Annotated in this window: 16 protein-coding genes; 7 read left to right on the forward strand and 9 right to left on the reverse strand. The window is 72.7% G+C overall.

What is annotated here, in order from left to right; translation table 11 throughout:
* Positions 1-34 precede the first annotated feature (34 nt).
* Genes Q1K33_RS05030 through Q1K33_RS05040 form a run of 3 tightly spaced genes read left to right on the forward strand, consistent with a single transcriptional unit; the run spans position 35 to position 2,620 of the window.
* Positions 35-1,243 carry a cytochrome P450 gene (locus Q1K33_RS05030; protein WP_300401284.1) on the forward strand — a complete coding sequence of 403 codons (1,209 nt, stop codon included), beginning with the start codon at positions 35-37 and terminating at the stop codon, positions 1,241-1,243.
* Entirely contained in the window at positions 1,236-1,796 is a 561-nt protein-coding gene (locus tag Q1K33_RS05035; RefSeq protein ID WP_300401286.1) for a GNAT family N-acetyltransferase, read from the forward strand. Before Q1K33_RS05030 ends, Q1K33_RS05035 begins: the two co-directional genes overlap by 8 nt.
* A complete protein-coding gene (locus Q1K33_RS05040) occupies positions 1,793-2,620 on the forward strand; it encodes an NAD(P)H-binding protein (RefSeq protein ID WP_300401288.1) in 828 nt (275 codons plus the stop codon). Before Q1K33_RS05035 ends, Q1K33_RS05040 begins: the two co-directional genes overlap by 4 nt.
* A 45-nt stretch (positions 2,621-2,665) precedes the next feature.
* Here the strand turns inward: Q1K33_RS05040 and Q1K33_RS05045 are convergent, their stop codons facing one another.
* From Q1K33_RS05045 to Q1K33_RS05060, 4 genes are all read right to left on the reverse strand, one after another.
* Positions 2,666-4,522 carry a Na+/H+ antiporter gene (locus tag Q1K33_RS05045; RefSeq protein WP_300401290.1) on the reverse strand — a complete coding sequence of 619 codons (1,857 nt, stop codon included), beginning with the start codon at positions 4,520-4,522 and terminating at the stop codon, positions 2,666-2,668.
* A 204-nt stretch (positions 4,523-4,726) separates the two neighbouring features.
* Entirely contained in the window at positions 4,727-6,334 is a 1,608-nt protein-coding gene (gene menD / locus Q1K33_RS05050; RefSeq protein ID WP_300401292.1) for a 2-succinyl-5-enolpyruvyl-6-hydroxy-3-cyclohexene-1-carboxylic-acid synthase, read from the reverse strand.
* Positions 6,331-7,281, reverse strand: a complete 951-nt coding sequence (locus Q1K33_RS05055) for an o-succinylbenzoate synthase (RefSeq protein ID WP_300401294.1) — start codon at positions 7,279-7,281, stop codon at positions 6,331-6,333. The genes menD and Q1K33_RS05055 overlap by 4 nt, the downstream gene beginning before the upstream one ends.
* The gene (locus tag Q1K33_RS05060; protein ID WP_300401296.1) at positions 7,274-8,296 is read right to left on the reverse strand and encodes an AMP-binding protein; all 1,023 of its coding nucleotides are present in this window, start codon (positions 8,294-8,296) and stop codon (positions 7,274-7,276) included. The genes Q1K33_RS05055 and Q1K33_RS05060 overlap by 8 nt, the downstream gene beginning before the upstream one ends.
* A gap of 74 nt (positions 8,297-8,370) precedes the next feature.
* On the opposite strand from Q1K33_RS05060, the gene Q1K33_RS05065 reads away from it, so the two are divergent.
* Together Q1K33_RS05065 and Q1K33_RS05070 are read left to right on the forward strand one after the other, a co-directional pair.
* Positions 8,371-9,243, forward strand: a complete 873-nt coding sequence (locus tag Q1K33_RS05065; RefSeq protein WP_300401298.1) for a 1,4-dihydroxy-2-naphthoate polyprenyltransferase — start codon at positions 8,371-8,373, stop codon at positions 9,241-9,243.
* Between the two features lie 53 nt (positions 9,244-9,296).
* Entirely contained in the window at positions 9,297-9,428 is a 132-nt protein-coding gene (locus Q1K33_RS05070; protein ID WP_300401300.1) for a hypothetical protein, read from the forward strand.
* A 14-nt stretch (positions 9,429-9,442) separates the two neighbouring features.
* Here the strand turns inward: Q1K33_RS05070 and Q1K33_RS05075 are convergent, their stop codons facing one another.
* Positions 9,443-9,703 (reverse strand): DUF4229 domain-containing protein, encoded by a 261-nt coding sequence (locus Q1K33_RS05075; RefSeq protein ID WP_300401302.1) that lies wholly within the window; start codon positions 9,701-9,703, stop codon positions 9,443-9,445.
* Between the two features lie 45 nt (positions 9,704-9,748).
* Here Q1K33_RS05075 and Q1K33_RS05080 point away from each other — a divergent pair, with 45 nt between their 5' ends.
* Positions 9,749-9,961: a hypothetical protein gene (locus tag Q1K33_RS05080; protein ID WP_300401304.1), complete on the forward strand. Its 213-nt coding sequence runs from the start codon at positions 9,749-9,751 to the stop codon at positions 9,959-9,961.
* Positions 9,962-9,976: 15 nt separating this feature from the next.
* On the opposite strand, the gene Q1K33_RS05085 is transcribed toward Q1K33_RS05080, so the two are convergent.
* The 3 genes from Q1K33_RS05085 to Q1K33_RS05095 all read right to left on the reverse strand — a co-directional run bounded on the left by Q1K33_RS05085 (position 9,977) and on the right by Q1K33_RS05095 (position 12,876).
* Positions 9,977-10,978 carry a 4-hydroxy-3-methylbut-2-enyl diphosphate reductase gene (locus Q1K33_RS05085; RefSeq protein WP_300401306.1) on the reverse strand — a complete coding sequence of 334 codons (1,002 nt, stop codon included), beginning with the start codon at positions 10,976-10,978 and terminating at the stop codon, positions 9,977-9,979.
* 84 nt (positions 10,979-11,062) lie between these two features.
* Entirely contained in the window at positions 11,063-12,361 is a 1,299-nt protein-coding gene (locus Q1K33_RS05090; protein WP_300401308.1) for a hypothetical protein, read from the reverse strand.
* Entirely contained in the window at positions 12,358-12,876 is a 519-nt protein-coding gene (locus Q1K33_RS05095) for a SigE family RNA polymerase sigma factor (RefSeq protein WP_300401310.1), read from the reverse strand. Before Q1K33_RS05095 ends, Q1K33_RS05090 begins: the two co-directional genes overlap by 4 nt.
* A gap of 110 nt (positions 12,877-12,986) precedes the next feature.
* Between Q1K33_RS05095 and Q1K33_RS05100 the strand changes: the two genes are divergently transcribed.
* A complete protein-coding gene (locus Q1K33_RS05100) occupies positions 12,987-13,937 on the forward strand; it encodes a 2-dehydropantoate 2-reductase (RefSeq protein ID WP_300401312.1) in 951 nt (316 codons plus the stop codon).
* 90 nt (positions 13,938-14,027) lie between these two features.
* Here the strand turns inward: Q1K33_RS05100 and rplQ are convergent, their stop codons facing one another.
* Complete coding sequence (gene rplQ / locus Q1K33_RS05105; protein ID WP_300401314.1) at positions 14,028-14,657, reverse strand: 50S ribosomal protein L17; 630 nt, start codon at positions 14,655-14,657, stop codon at positions 14,028-14,030.
* Between the last annotated feature and the right edge of the window lie 150 nt (positions 14,658-14,807).

Below are 14,807 nucleotides of genomic sequence, written 5' to 3' on the forward strand. Positions count from 1 at the left end.
ACGGCATGCTGGGCGTGAGGGATACCGTCGGGGGGTGCGACTCGACCTGTCCGATCCGACGCTCGACGTCACCTCGCCAGAGGTGCACGCCGCGCGCGAGCAGAGCTGGTACGCCGAGACGCCCTGGGGGCACGCCGTCCTGCGCTACGAGGCGGCCTCCGCCGTGCTGCGTGATCGCCGCTTCCGCCAGGGCAACGCCCGCTGGCCCGAGCAGAACGGCGTACCGCACGGACCGTTCTCCTCCTGGTGGCACGAGACACTGCTGAGTCTCGAGGGCGACGACCACGCCCGGACACGGCGGCTGCTCGTGCCGGCGTTCCGCAACAAGTCGATCGCGGCGATGACCCCGCGGTTCACCGCGCTGGCACACGAGCTCGTCGACGGCTTCGCGCCGAGCGGCTCGGTGGAGTTCATCTCCGAGTTCGCCGAGCCGTACGCGGCGCGGATCATCTGCCTGCTCCTCGGCATCGACGAGTCCGCATGGCCCGAGGTGGCGCACTGGGCCGACGACCTGGGCGCGTCGTTCTCCATCGACGTCGGACGACAGGTGCCACGGATCGAGGCGGCGCTGGCCGGCCTGTCGGCGTACGTCGAGCAGGTGGTGGTCGACCGGAGGCGTCGACCACGCGACGACCTGGTCTCCACCTTGACCGCCACCCTGGCCGAGCCCGGCGGGCTCTCCGAGCGCGAGCTGAACGTCGCGTTGGTGTTCCTCGCCTTCGCCGGGATGGAGACCACCCGCAACCAGCTGGGACTGGCGCTGCAGACCCTGCTGCACCATCCCGACCAGTGGCGCCTCCTGGGCGAGCGTCCCGACCTGGGGCCGCGAGCCGTGGAGGAGGTGATGCGCGTGAACCCGACGGTGACCTGGGTGACGCGCGAGGCGCTCGAGGACCTCGTCCTCGAGGACCCGGGAGGCGGGCCGCCGTTGCGGATCGCGCGCGGCGGCATCGTGCAGGTCCTCTCCCACGCCGCCGGCACCGACCCGTCGGCGATGCCCGACCCGTCGTTCGACATCACCGCCCAGCGCCCGCCCCACCACGGCTTCGGCGCCGGGATCCACCACTGCCTGGGCCACTTCGTCGCCCGGACCGACATGGCCGTCGCGCTGCCGCTGCTCGCCCGCCGGATGCCCGGTGCGCGCCCCGACGGGCCGGGGCAGTGGCTGCCCGTGTCGGGCAACACCGGCGCGGTGCGATTCCCGATCATCTTCTCCCCGGGCGCGGGTGCGCCTGATGCCTGATCCTGGTGCGGGTGGGGTCGGTGGCCCGGCGGGCGTCCGGCTCAGGCGCAGCGACGCGGACGATGCCGAGGCGCTGGTCACCCTGCACGAGGCCTGCTGGCGCGAGGCGTACGCCGACCTGATGCCGCCCGGCTTCATCGACGAGGTCTTCGCGGACCGCGACGCGCACGTCGTACGACGGCTGGAGCAGGCGGCTGCCGGGCGGTCGACGTGGGTGGCGGAGCGGGGTGGTGAGCTGGTCGGCTTCGCGTCCTCCGGGCCGGCGCGCCTGGCCGAGCCGCCCGCGGCTCACGAGCTGTACGCCCTGTACGCGCGGGCCTCGCAGTGGGGAACCGGGGTGGGGCACTGCCTGCACGAGATCGCCGTCGGGGCCCGGGACGCCTACCTGTGGACCTTGCAGGGCAACGACCGGTCGCGGGCCTTCTACGAGCGCCGGGGCTACCGCCCCGACGGCGTCACCGAGGAGCAGCCGGCCGGACGACACGTGCGGATGGTCCGGACGCCCGGCAGTCGGGCCGGGCGCGACCGGGCCAGTGGGACGATCTGCTCATGATCGCGCTGACCGGCGTCACCGGAGCCCTGGGGGGCCTCGTCGCCCCCGCCCTCGTCGACCTCGGGCCGCGACTGGTGGTGCGCGACCCGTCGCGGGCCCCCGACCTGGGACTGCCGGTGCACCAGGCGTCGTACGGCGACGCCGGCGCGGCCGAGGCGGCCCTGAGCGAGGTCGACGTGCTGTTCATGGTCTCGGCCGCCGAGTCGGCCGATCGGCGCACGGAGCACCGGTCGTTCATCACCGCCGCCGCGCGGGCCGGCGTCCGGCACATCGTCTACACCTCCTTCAGCGGGGCGGACCCGGCTGCGACCTTCACTCTCGGGCGCGACCACCACGACGCGGAGGCGGCCATCGTCGAGAGCGGGATGGCCTACACGTTCCTGCGCGACAACTTCTACCTCGACATCCTGCCCATGTTCGCCGACGAGGCAGGAGTCATCCGGGGTCCGGCCGGGGCCGGTCGGGTGGCCGCGGTCGCCCGGGCCGACGTGGCGGACGCCGCCGTCGCGGTGCTGCGCGACCCCGGAGCCCACGTCGACGCGACGTACACGCTCACCGGACCAGAGGCCTTGTCCTTCCACGACGTGGCCGAGCGGGCCGGCGTCGCGACGGGGCGTCGGCTCACCTACGTCGACGAGACCCAGCAGGAGGCCTACGCATCGCGTCGGGCGACGTACCCCGACGCCGCCGACTGGCAGCTCGACGCCTGGGTGAGCACCTACACGGCCATCGCCGACGGTTCGTGCGAGCCAGTCACCGACGACGTCGCGCGGTTGACCGGCCACCGGGCGCGGACGCTGGAGGAGGCGCTCGCCCCGGGGTAGTCCTGGTCGGCCGGGCGGTCCGGGACTGGTCCAGGATGGTCCGGCTCAGGCGGTGACGTGGTGCACGTAGCACCAGCGCCAGTCCTCCCCCGGCTCGGCGGACTGCATGACCGGGTGGGCCGACTCGTGGAAGTGCGCCGTCGCGTGCCGCTTCGGGGACGAGTCGCAGCACGCCACGTGCCCGCACGCCAGGCACTCCCGCAGGGCGACCCAGCGGGTCCCGTCGGCCAGACAGGCGGCGCACGTGCCGTCGCCCCCGGTCTCGACGTGCGGCGCTGCCGCGAGGTGCTCGCACTCCTCACCGGGACGACGCACGCCGGTGCTGCTGCGCAGCTCGGCGCGCGACGCGCTGGCGCGATCGAGCATCGACTCCTCGATGTCGAGCATCGAGAGGACCTCGGCCACGACCTCCGACGGCACGCTGCCCGACGAGCGGATCTCGAGGACCCGGGCGCGCTCGGCCTCGATCATCGACAGCCGCAGGCGTGAGTAGAGCTCGCTGGGGGTCTCCTCGTCGGCGGTGGTGCCGAGTCGCTCCCACGCGGCGAAGTTGCGTTGGTCGAGGCGTTGCCGGATCGAGTCGGCGACACCGTGCAGGTCGTCGGTCTCGAGCTGCTCCAGCTCGTGGAGCCCCGCCTTCGAGGCCTGCTGCAGCAAGGTGGCGCGGGCGAGGGCGTCGTCCATCGGGTCGGGCGAGGGCACGTCGAGCCGTCGCGCGAGCCACGGGAGGCTCAACCCCTGGATGAGGAGCGTCCCGGCCACGACCGTGAAGGCGATCAGCAGGAGCACCTCACGGTGCCGGGTCTCCTCGGGGATGATGAACGCTGCCGCGAGCGTGACGACGCCGCGCATCCCGGCCCACCCCAGCAGGAACGTGTACGACGCGGGGGCCGCAGCTGCGGCGCCCGCCCGGGGTCGCACCAGCAGGTAGCGCGCCGGGAAGACCCACACCAGGCGGAGCACGATCACGCCGACCAGGGACAGCAGGCAGACGGCCGCGATCCGACCTCCTCCGAGCTCGCTGTTGCCGACGTCGTCGAAGAGGCGGGCGGCCTGGAGGCCGATCAGCAGGAAGACGACGTTCTCCAGCACGAACGCGATGGTGCTCCAGTTGATCCGCTCGGCGATCCGGGACTGCGCGGTCTGGATGATGGGTGCCTTGTGGCCGAGCAGCAGGCCCGCCACCACGACCGCGATCACGCCCGACGCCTCGAGCTCCTCGGCGGCCATGTAGGCCCCAAACGGCACGATCAGCGAGATGGCGGTGTCCATCAGCGGGTCGTCGAGGCGCTTGCGCAGCTGGGCGACCACGACGAAGATCACCGCGCCGACGGCGACGCCCCCGCCGGCGGCGACGACGAAGTCGACGCCGACCTCCTCGAAGCTGATTGCCGCGCCACTGGCGGCGATCGCCGTCCGCAGCGAGACCAGCGCAGTGGCGTCGTTGAGCAGCGACTCGCCCTCCAGGATCGTCACGATCCGTCGCGGCAGGCCGATGCGCCGTCCGACGGCGGTGGCGGCGACGGCGTCCGGGGGCGCGACGACCGCCCCGATCGCGAAGGCCGCCGGCCAGCCGACGCTGGGGATCAGCAGGTGCACCAGCACGCCGATGCCCACGGTGGTGAAGATGATCAGCCCCACCGACAGCAGGAGGATCGAGCGGCGGTTGGCGTTGAAGTCGACCAGCGACGTCTGGATGGCCGTCGCGTAGAGCAGCGGCGGCAGCAGCCCGAGCAGGACCACCTCGGGCTCGAGGGTGATCTCCGGGACCCCTGGCACGTAGGAGGCCGCGACGCCCGCCACGATCAGGACCAGGGGCGCGGGGATGCCGATCCGCTCGGCGACCGCGGTCACCGCCAGGACGCCGACGGCGAGCACCACCAGCAGGACCGCTATCTCCACGGGAGGATCATGCCCGTCGTACGACGTCGTCGGCGAGCTCGTTCGCGGTCAGCGCAACCGGCCGATTCCGGGGGCGCGGGGGGGAAGGAGTACCCGGTTCACCGGGGATTCCTGACGTTCTCAGGGAGAACTTCCCCTGAGAACGTCAGGAGACCCCTGAGAAGTAGCACCCTGGCACGCGACGACGTCCCGGTCGGGACCCGATCAAGCAGAGCCGAGTGCCCGGATCCGCTCGTCGAGGTCGCGCCGGTTGTCGCGTCGTACGACGACCTCGACGACCTCGATGCCGCCGTTGGGCGAGGCCAGCGCCTGCTCCAGCTCGGGCAGGCTCGTCACGCGCAGGTGGGGGGTGCGGGTAGCAGCGCACAACGAGCCGATGTCGACGCCGTGCGGGGTCCCGAAGAGTGCCTCGAAGCGGTCGGCGTGCTCGGGAGCGCCCTGCTCGAGCATCGTGAAGATCGAGCCACCGTCGTCGTTGACGACCACGATCGTGAGGTCCGGCGTGGGTTGGCCGGGGCCGAGGACCAGGCCGTTGCTGTCGTGCAGGAAGGTCACGTCACCCAGCAGCGCCAGGCTCCGGCTGCTCCCCCGCTGCGCGTCGCGGGCGAGCGCCACCCCGATCGCGGTCGAGACCACGCCGTCGATGCCGGACAGGCCACGGTTGGACACGGTCTTGCGGCGTGAGCCCACCGGGGTCGGGCGCGCCATCAGGTCCAGGTCGCGGATCGGGCTCGACGGCCCCACGAAGAGCAGGCCCTCGGGAGGCACCGCACGACTGACCGCCCCCACCGCCTCGTACGGCGTGAGGTCGGGCTCGGCGGCGAGCAGCGCGTCGAGCCGGCGTCCGGTCGTGCGGTCGGCCTCGCGCCACGTCTCGAGCCAGTCGGCGTTGTCGCGGTCGGGGCCGGTCACGACAGGGTGAGCCGCACTCGACGCCACGGGGAACGGTCGCCGTGCCCAGACGCCCGGGGTGGGCACCGCCACGACCTCGACGTCCCGGCGCGCCAAGAGCTGGGTCACGGGCCGCGAGAGGGTCGGTCGGCCGAGGACGACGATCCGCTCGATCTCGGCTCCCAGGGAGCCGCCGAGCAGCAGCCGGTAGCAGCGCAGCGCCAGCTCACCGGTGCGCGACCCGCTGGAGGGTTCGGCGAGCAGCGGCCAGCCCGCCCTCTCGGCGAGGCCGCGTGCGGGCGGTCCCGCGCCGTCCCCGGCGACGACGACGGTCCGGGGACCCAGCGGCAGCTCCACGGCTGCGGGTCGCTCCTCCCGGACACGCGAGGCGTCCGTGGCGCCGGACCCGGAAGCGGGCTGCCAGCCGGCATCGGAGGCGGGGGGCAGCAGCGGGTCGTCGAGCTGGACGTTGAGGTGCACCGGACCCCTCGTTGCCAGGGTGTCCTCCGGCAGCGCCTCGACGACGTCGTGCGTGACCACCAGGCCGCCGAAGACCCCGACCTGGTCGGTGACCTGGTTGGCGCCGGTGCCCCGCAGCCGCACCGGTCGGTCGGCGCTGACCACGACCAGGGGCACCTCGGCGTGCACGGCCTCGAGCATCGCCGGGTGCAGGTTGGCGACGGCGGTGCCGGAGGTGCAGAGGACGGCAGCGCGGTTGCCCTGCTTGCTCAGCCCGAGGGCGAGGAACCCGGCGGAGCGTTCGTCGAGGCGGGTGTGCAGACGCACCAGACCGGCCTCCGCGGCGGCGAAGGCGGCGAAGGAGAGCGGTGCGTTGCGGCTGCCGGGCGCGACGACGACCTCGGTGACACCGGCGTCGAGCAGGCGTTGGACGACGGCACGGGCGAGCCCGGTGGCCGTCATCGGTCGACCTCCGCCAGGCGTGCCTGCCAGTGCGCGACCCGGTCGGGCGATGCCGCCAGGCGGGCCACCGCAGCTTCGTCGACCGCGGCAGCCCCGACCGGGAGCAGCCCGCCGACCGGGACGAGGGGCGCGACCGCGACGTCGTCGGTCAGCAGCTGCACGGTGGCCAGGCCGCACGCGTAGGGCAGCTCGGGCAGCGCGGCAGCCAGCGCCAGGCCTGCCGCGATCCCCACGGAGGTCTCCAGCGCCGAGGAGACGACCACCGGCAGCCCGATGTCCTCGGCGATCCGGAGACAGGCCCGCACGCCGCCGAGGGGCTGCACCTTGAGCACCGCGACGTCGGCCGCCTCGAGGTCGCGCACGCGGTAGGGGTCGGCGGCCCGACGGATGGACTCGTCCGCCGCGATCGGTACGGCCACCCGACGCCGTACGACGGCGAGGTCCTCGACCGAGGCGACCGGCTGCTCGGCGTACTCGAGACCACCGGCCGCGCGGTCGAGCGCCCCGATCGCCGTCACCGCCTCATCGACGTCCCACAGCCCGTTGGCGTCGACGCGGATCCGGCCGTCGGGACCGAGCGCGTCGCGCACGGCCTCGAGACGGGCCTCGGCCTCGGCGAGGCTCTGTCCCGGCTCGGCGACCTTCACCTTCGCGGTCCGGCACCCTCCGCGCAGCACGATCGCGTGTGCCTGCTCCGGTCCGACCGCGGGGACCGTCACGTTGACCGGGATCGTCGCGCGCACGGGTGCGGGCCAGTCCCCGACGGCGGCCTCGCGGGCGCAGGCCAGCCACGGCGCAGCGACCGCGGCGTCGTACTCGAGGAAGGGGCTCCACTCCCCCCAACCGGCCGCCCCACCACGCAGCAGGGCGACCTCACGGACGGTGATCCCGCGGAAGCGCGTGCGCAGCGGGATCGAGAGCACCTGCAGGTCACTGGTCTCAGTCATCCGCACGCGCCAGGTCCTGGAGCCTGAGCCGGTCGGGCTTGCCGTTGGCCAGCAGCGGGATCTCCCGTACGGCGACCACCTGGCGCGGTGCCCAGGCGCGGGGATGCGCTGCGGTCACCCAGGCTCGCAACGTCTCGGGGTCGGGGGCCTCGGCACCGGGCGAGCCGACGACGAAGGCGACGAGACGGTTGCCCCACTCGGCGTCGGGCACACCGATCGCCTCGGCCGCGGACACCTGCGGGTGCGCGCGCAGCCGCGCCGCGACAGCCGGGCCGGGCACGTTGACCCCGCCACTGACCACGACGTCGTCGAGGCGTCCGAGCACGCGCAGGCTCCCGTCGGGCCGCACCTCACCCGCGTCGGCGGTGAGGAACCAGCCGTCGACGAGGGCCTGCGCGGTCAGATCGGGGTCGCCCTCGTAGCCGTCGAAGAGCATCGGGCCGCGGATGCGCAGCCGGCCGTCGTCGTCGGCTGCCACCTCCACGCCGTCGAGCGGCACGCCGTCGTAGACACAGCCGCCGCTGGTCTCGGCCGACCCGTAGGTGGCGACCACGGTGATGCCGGCGGCCGCCGCCCGCTTCCGCAGACCGGCGTCGACGGGGCCGCCACCGAGGAGCACCGTGTGGGCGCGGCGCAGCGCGACCACGTCGCTCTCCTGGTCGCCCTCCTGGTCGCCCGCCGACACCGCGTCGAGCATCCGGACCAGCTGGGTCGGCACCAACGAGGTGAACCACCCGTCGCCCGCTGGCCAGGGCTCGTGGGCGAGGACCGGCTCGTGACCCGCGACCAGGGAGCGAGCCAGGACGTTGAGCCCGGCGACGTACGACTCCGGCAGTCGGAGCACCCAGGGACCCGCCGCTCCGAGTCGCGCCTCGGTGGCGGCGACCGACGCCAGCACCGCCGCGCGCGAGAGCACCACGCGCTTCGGGCGCCCCGACGAGCCGGAGGTCTCGACCACCCAGGGTCGTGGCTCCTCGGCGCACGCGAGCCACTCGCGCAGGTCGGACACACTCACAGGACGCAGGCTAGACCCGCCGCCGAGGGACCGGACGGCCTCCCCGCCGCCGACCCCTGCTTGAATCACCCTTTGTGGCGACAGCGGCAGAGTGGGTCCAGGGGGCGCGTCCGCGCACGCTCCCCGCAGCGGTGGCGCCAGTCCTCGCCGGCACCGGCGTCGCGGCGTACGCCGACGCCGCCGTGTGGTGGAAGGCTCTGCTGGCCCTCGTCGTGAGCCTCGCGCTGCAGGTCGCGGTCAACTACGCCAACGACTACTCCGACGGCATTCGCGGCACCGACGACGTCCGCGTCGGCCCGATGCGCCTCGTCGGGTCCAAGGTCGCGGCGCCCGGTGCGGTCAAGCGCGCCGCCTTCCTCGCCTTCGGTGTCGCAGGGGTGGCCGGCCTGGTGCTGGCCGCCACCACCGCGTGGTGGCTGGTGGCCGTGGGAGCGATCTGCGTCGTCGCCGCCTGGTACTACACCGGCGGCTCCACGCCGTACGGCTATCTCGGCCTCGGCGAGGTCATGGTCTTCGTCTTCTTCGGACTGGTGGCCGTGATCGGCACCGCCTACGTGCAGGTCGAGCAGTGGTCGACGCCTGCCCTGTACGCCGGCATCGGGATCGGTGCGCTGGCCTGCGCGATCCTCGTGGTCAACAACCTGCGCGACATCCCGACCGACACCGAGGCCGGCAAACGCACCCTCGCCGTGCGCCTCGGAGCGCCCCGCACCCGCCTGCTCTACGCGGGCCTGGTGCTGGTCGCGGCGTTCTGCGTCGCCCTGGTGGCGGTGTCCACGACCGGCTGGGCGCTGGTCGGCCTGGGCTTCCTCGTGCCGGCTCTGCCCGGGCTGCGCACCGTGCTGGGCGGAGCGGTCGGGCCCGGACTCATCCCGGTGCTGCAGCAGACGGGTGTCGCCGAGCTGGTGTGGGCGGTGCTGGTGGCGGGTGCCCTGGTGGTGGCGTGAGGCAGCTCCTCCACTGAAGCGGAGAGTCTGCTGCCCGACGTAGGCTCGGACCCATGCTCAAGATCCTGGTCGTGCTCATCGTCGTCGGCTTCGTCGTGTGGCGCTTCCGCGTGCCCCTGATGGCCAAGATCCTCGGACAGCCCGAGAGTCGGATTCAGCGCCAGATCGACCGTCGCAAGAAGTAGCCGGCCGAGCTCGGTCAGTCGACGTCCTCGCTGGAGCGCATCTGCTCGTAGCGGGCCGACGCGCGTCCGGCCCGCTCCTCGACCTTGCGGGCCAACGCCTCGCGCGGACCGCGCAGCACGACGTACGACCCGACGCCGCTGATCAGGAACGCGATGAGCAGGGTCACGACCGGGTAGGGCTCGCCGGTCACCAGGGCGGCGATGCCGGTCACCGCCACCCACGTCACGACGAACAGGGCAAGACGGGCGAGCGTGTAGACCCAGAACTCCTTCACAGGGTTCAGGGTATGTCGTGACCACCAGGGGATTACATTGGAGGGGTGCTGCGGTTCTTGTTCGTGCTGATCCTGTTCGCGGTGGCGACCTATCTCCTCATCCGCGTCTTCCAGCAGCGCGGCCTGATGCCGGAGAGGCCCAACCTCCCCAAGCGTCAGGCGCCGAAGAGGATGGTCGCCCCGGACGACGACGAGGACTTCCTGCGCGACCTCGACCGCAAGCGTCGTGATCCCGAGGACCCCGACGCCGGTCCCTGATCGACCGCGGCGCAGTCAGTTGCGCCCGGCCGCCTTCAGGTCGCGGCGCAGCTCCTTGGGCAGGGAGAAGATGAGCGACTCCTCGGCAGAGTGCACCGCCTGGGCGTCCGGGTAGCCACGCTCGGCGAGGAACGACAGGACCCCTTCGACGAGCTCCTCGGGCACCGAGGCACCGGAGGTGACCGACACGGTCGAGACGCCCTCGAGCCAGGCCTCGTCGATCTCGCTGGCGTCGTCGACGCGGTAGGACGACCTGGCTCCGGCCTCCAGGGCGACCTCGACCAGGCGGACCGAGTTGGAGGAGTTGCCCGAGCCGACCACGATCACCAGGTCGGCGGTCGGGGAGATCTCCTTGACCGCCAGCTGGCGGTTCTGGGTGGCGTAGCAGATGTCGTCGCTCGGCGGGTCCAGCAGGTCGGGGAAGCGCTCGCGGATCGCGGCCACCGTCTCCAGGGTCTCGTCGACCGAGAGCGTGGTCTGCGACAGCCACGCCACCCGCTTCGGATCGCGTACGACGATGCCCGCGACGTCGGCGGGGCTCTGCACCAGCTGGATGTGGTCGGGGGCCTCACCGGCGGTGCCCTCGACCTCCTCGTGGCCCTCGTGACCGATGAGCAGGATGTCGAAGTCGTCGTCGGCGAAGCGCTTGGCCTCGTGGTGGACCTTGGTCACCAGCGGGCAGGTCGCGTCGATGGTCTTGAGCGCGCGCTCCTCGGCCTGGCGGTGCACCTCGGGCGAGACCCCGTGGGCGGAGAAGACGACGGTGGCACCCTCGGGCACCTCGGCCAGCTCCTCGACGAAGATCGCGCCGCGTGACTCCAGGTCCGAGACGACGTGCTTGTTGTGCACGATCTGCTTGCGCACGTAGACCGGTGAGCCGTAGAGGTCGAGCGCCTTCTCGACCGTGACCACCGCCCGGTCGACGCCGGCGCAGTAGCCGCGTGGCGCCGCCAGCAGGACGGCCTTCTCGGCCTCCTCGGGGCTCAGGACGGCAGGGCTGCCCAGATCGATGCTCATGGGGGCGAGTCTACGGGCTGACGCCCTCAGCTCCAGCCTCGCGACCCGGCTGGGCCGGGCCTGGGACCCGGCCAAGCCGTGTGGTCAACGGTCCGCGTGGACGTAGTAGGTGACGGCCACCTGGTCTCCCGCCACGAGCTCGCCGTTGCCCTTCTTCACCGAGATCACCTCGCCGCTCGTCACCGTGCTCGTCGAGGAGATGTTGCCCCGCCCCTGCTCGATGCGGGCGCCGTCGTCGCCGTACTCGGTCACGGTCGAACCGGCCACCTTCGCCTGCACGATCGCCAGCACCGGGCCGGGGGCGTCCGGCACGACGACCCTCACCGTGCGATCACCCCCCTGGAAGGACTCGAGCCGGACCGTCTCGGTCTGCTCCCAGCGGTGCCCCGCCTCGTCGACGACGAGGCGGCGTGACTCATCGGAGCCGATGTCGCTGGAGTAGGTCTCGGTCGTGTAGACCCCGACGCCGAGGACGATGTCGTCGTCCTGCAGCACCGGCCCACCATCGCCGTCGGTGGCGTAGAAGCGTGCGCTCAGGTCCTCCCCGGGCTTGATCCGGAAGCCGATGTCACGAGTCGCGGAGCCGTTGGGGTCGAGGGGCCCGTCGCACGAGGTGCCGACGGAGCTGGCGGGCTTCCCACCCACCTCCAGCTCGAGGAAGACGTCCTCGGGGCCGTCGACGCAGAAGAGGTAGTACCCGACCCCCGCGCTGGTCTGCGGCGCGACGGCCTCGAGCGAGACGTCGCTCTGCCCCGGGTCTCCCACGACGGCCCCGGCCAGATCGCCGGCCGCCGCACTCCGGGGGTACGTCACGCCACCCTTGGTGTAGCCCTCGGGACGGCCCTCCCCCAGTGTGTAGACGGCCAGCCCCGGATCGCCCGCGTCGGCGCGAACCGTCACCTCGGCGTCGTTGCCGGGTGCGATGTAGACGTAGTCGCCGAAGTCGTCGACCCGGTAGGAGACGGGGCGCTCCGTCTCGGCCGAGCGCACCACGACCCCGCGGTCGGCCCCGGACGTCGCCCACGACACCAGACGCGGCTCGTCGGACGCCGCCAGCTCGACACTGACCTTCCCATCCTGGCCGTCGATGCCCGCGGCGAGGTCGTAGCCGAACCCGAGGGCGGTCATCGTCGTCGGCACCCGGACGCCCACGACCGTCGCCGGAGCGACGGCGCGCTCGGACCCGGTGGGCAGCAGCGTGACCGCACCGACTGCGACGAGGACCGCGGCGGCAGCGCCCGCGGCAGCCACCCGGCGGCGACGTCGTACGACGCGGACCCGGCCGTGCACGGAAGCCGCTCGGGTCGTGCTGGCACCGGCTCCGGCGTCGAGGTCGGTCGCGTGCGCATCGAGGGTGGCGCGGAGGTCGTCGAGGCTGTTCATGACGCGTCCTTCCTGGGGGTCGGGTCGGGGGTGGTGTCGGCGGCCAGCGCCGGGTCGATCCGCAGCTTGGCCAGCGCCTTGCTGCACTGGCTCTTCACGGTGCCGACCGAGCAGCCGAGGAGCTCCGCGGTCTGCGCCTCGGTGAGGTCCTCGAAGTAGCGCAGCACCACCACGGCCCGCTGACGGCGCGGGAGCCGCTCCATCGCGGACCAGAGGTCGATGACCTCACCGCTCGCGTCGGTGCGGTCGTCCTCGCCGGCCTCGGGCAGGTCCTCGGTGGCGGTCTCGCCGTTCCACTTGCGTCGCCACCACGTGGCATAGGTGTTGAAGAGGACCTTGCGCACGTAGGCCTCCGGGCTGTCCGAGATCCGGCCCCAGGCGAACCACGCCTTCGTCAGGCTGGTCTGCAGGAGGTCCTCGGCCAGGCCGTGGTCGTGGGTCAGGAGGTAGGAGGTGCGGAGCAGGGCACCGGAGCGTGCCGCGACGAACTCGTCGAAGTCAGGCGTCTCGCCCATGCGTGGCTCCGTCCTGGCTCCGGGCACCGCCGAGTCGCGTGCCGTCGTGTTGATCATGTACTCCTGGACCATCCGGTGGCCGACAATGGTTGCCCGTCTCGAGGAGACTCATGAGGTACGTCGTGTACGGCGCCGGCGCCGTGGGCGGGGTGATCGGCGCCAGGCTCCACCTGGCCGGGCTGCCGACGACGCTCATCGCCCGCGGAGAGCACCTGCGCCGGATCCGGGAGGTCGGTCTCGTCCTGGACACCGCCGACGGCCGTCGGCCGGTGCCGGTCCCGGGCACGGACACCGCGGCTGACGTCACGTGGTCCGACGACACCGTCGTCCTGCTGTGCGTCAAGGGACACCAGACCGCGGGCGCGCTGGCGGACCTCGCGGCGCACGCTCCCGCCGCCACACCGATCGTGTGTGCGCAGAACGGTGTCGCCAACGAGGCCGAGGTGCTGCGTCGCTTCGTGGCTGCCTACGGGCTGACCGTGATGCTGCCGTCGCTGCACCTGGAGCCCGGCGTCGTGGTGGAGAAGTGCGGACCGACACCGGGCATTCTCGACCTCGGTCGGTTCCCGCGCGGGATCGACGCCACCGCCGAGGCGATCGCTGCGGACCTGTGCGCCGCCGGGTTCGAGTCGGTGGCCCGCGACGACATCATGGCCTGGAAGTACCGCAAGCTCCTGGTGAACGCCGTCGGTGACGTCGCTGCGGTGCTGGGCTCCGGCCCGGAGGTCGACGAGATCCGCACCCGGGTGGGCGCCGAGGGCGAGGCGGTCCTGGTGGCGGCCGGGATCGACGCCGTCAGCGGTGAGCAGGACGACGTACGGCGTGGCTCCACGTTGCAGCCGCGGGCCGACATCGCCTCGTTCCCCGGCAACTCGCTGCGCCAGAGCCTCACTCGCGGGCTGGAGTCGGAGATCGACTACCGCGCCGGGGAGATCGTGCTGCTCGGCCGGCTGCACGGTGTCGCCACGCCCGCCAACGCACTGCTCCAGGCCACCGTGCTGGCGCTGGCTCGGGGAGCGGCGGCCCCCGACCCGGCCGGCTTCCTCGCACGGCTCGGCTGACTCAGGCGCCGGCCCGACACGCGCAGCGGCCCGCCACCCCGGGTGGGGGTGGCGGGCCGCTGCAGTGCTGAACCCGGCGGGTGAGCCGGATCAGGCCTTGGGCTCGTCCTCGGACTCGCCGGACTCGGTCTCGGCGACCTCTGCCTCGGCGACCTCTGCCTCGGCCTGCGGGGCCTCGGACTCGAGGTCGGCCTCGGCCGACGCCTCGGTGTCGACGTCGGCCTCGACGGCGGGCGCCTCGGACTCCTCGGCGCCTTCGGTCTCCACGGTCTCCTCGACGACGGACTCCTCGACCGGCGCCGGAGCAGCGGCCGTGGTCTTCGGCGCGGAGGCGGCCTTGGGCGAGTACTCCTCGGTCACGAGCTCGATGACCGCCATGGGGGCGTTGTCGCCCTTGCGCGGCCCGAGCTTGGTGATCCGGGTGTAGCCACCCGGACGCTCGGCGAAGGTCGGCGCGATCTCGGTGAAGAGGATGTGCACGACACCCTTGTCGCGGATGGTCTTGAGGACCTCGCGACGCTGGTGGAGCGGGTTCTCGCCGTTGTGGGCCTTGACGGCCTTGGTGATGAGCTTCTCGGCGTGCGGCCGCAGGGTGCGGGCCTTCGCCTCGGTGGTGGTGATCCGACCGTGCTCGAACAGCTGCGTCGAGAGGTTGGACAGGATCAGGCGCTGGTGCGCCGGGCTTCCGCCGAGGCGGGCACCCTTCTTGGGCTGCGGCATGGTGCTTCTCGATTCTCCCGGGCCGTGTCAGGTACTCGGGTTAGAGGTGTTCTACGAATGACACCGACCACCACACGGTGACCAGCGGTAGGAGGCGGCGAGACGGCGATCCTGCACGGACCACCGCCTACACCGACTCCGAGTGCGGCA

It is taken from the genome of Nocardioides sp. (assembly GCF_029937575.1).
Lineage (GTDB): Bacteria > Actinomycetota > Actinomycetes > Propionibacteriales > Nocardioidaceae > Nocardioides.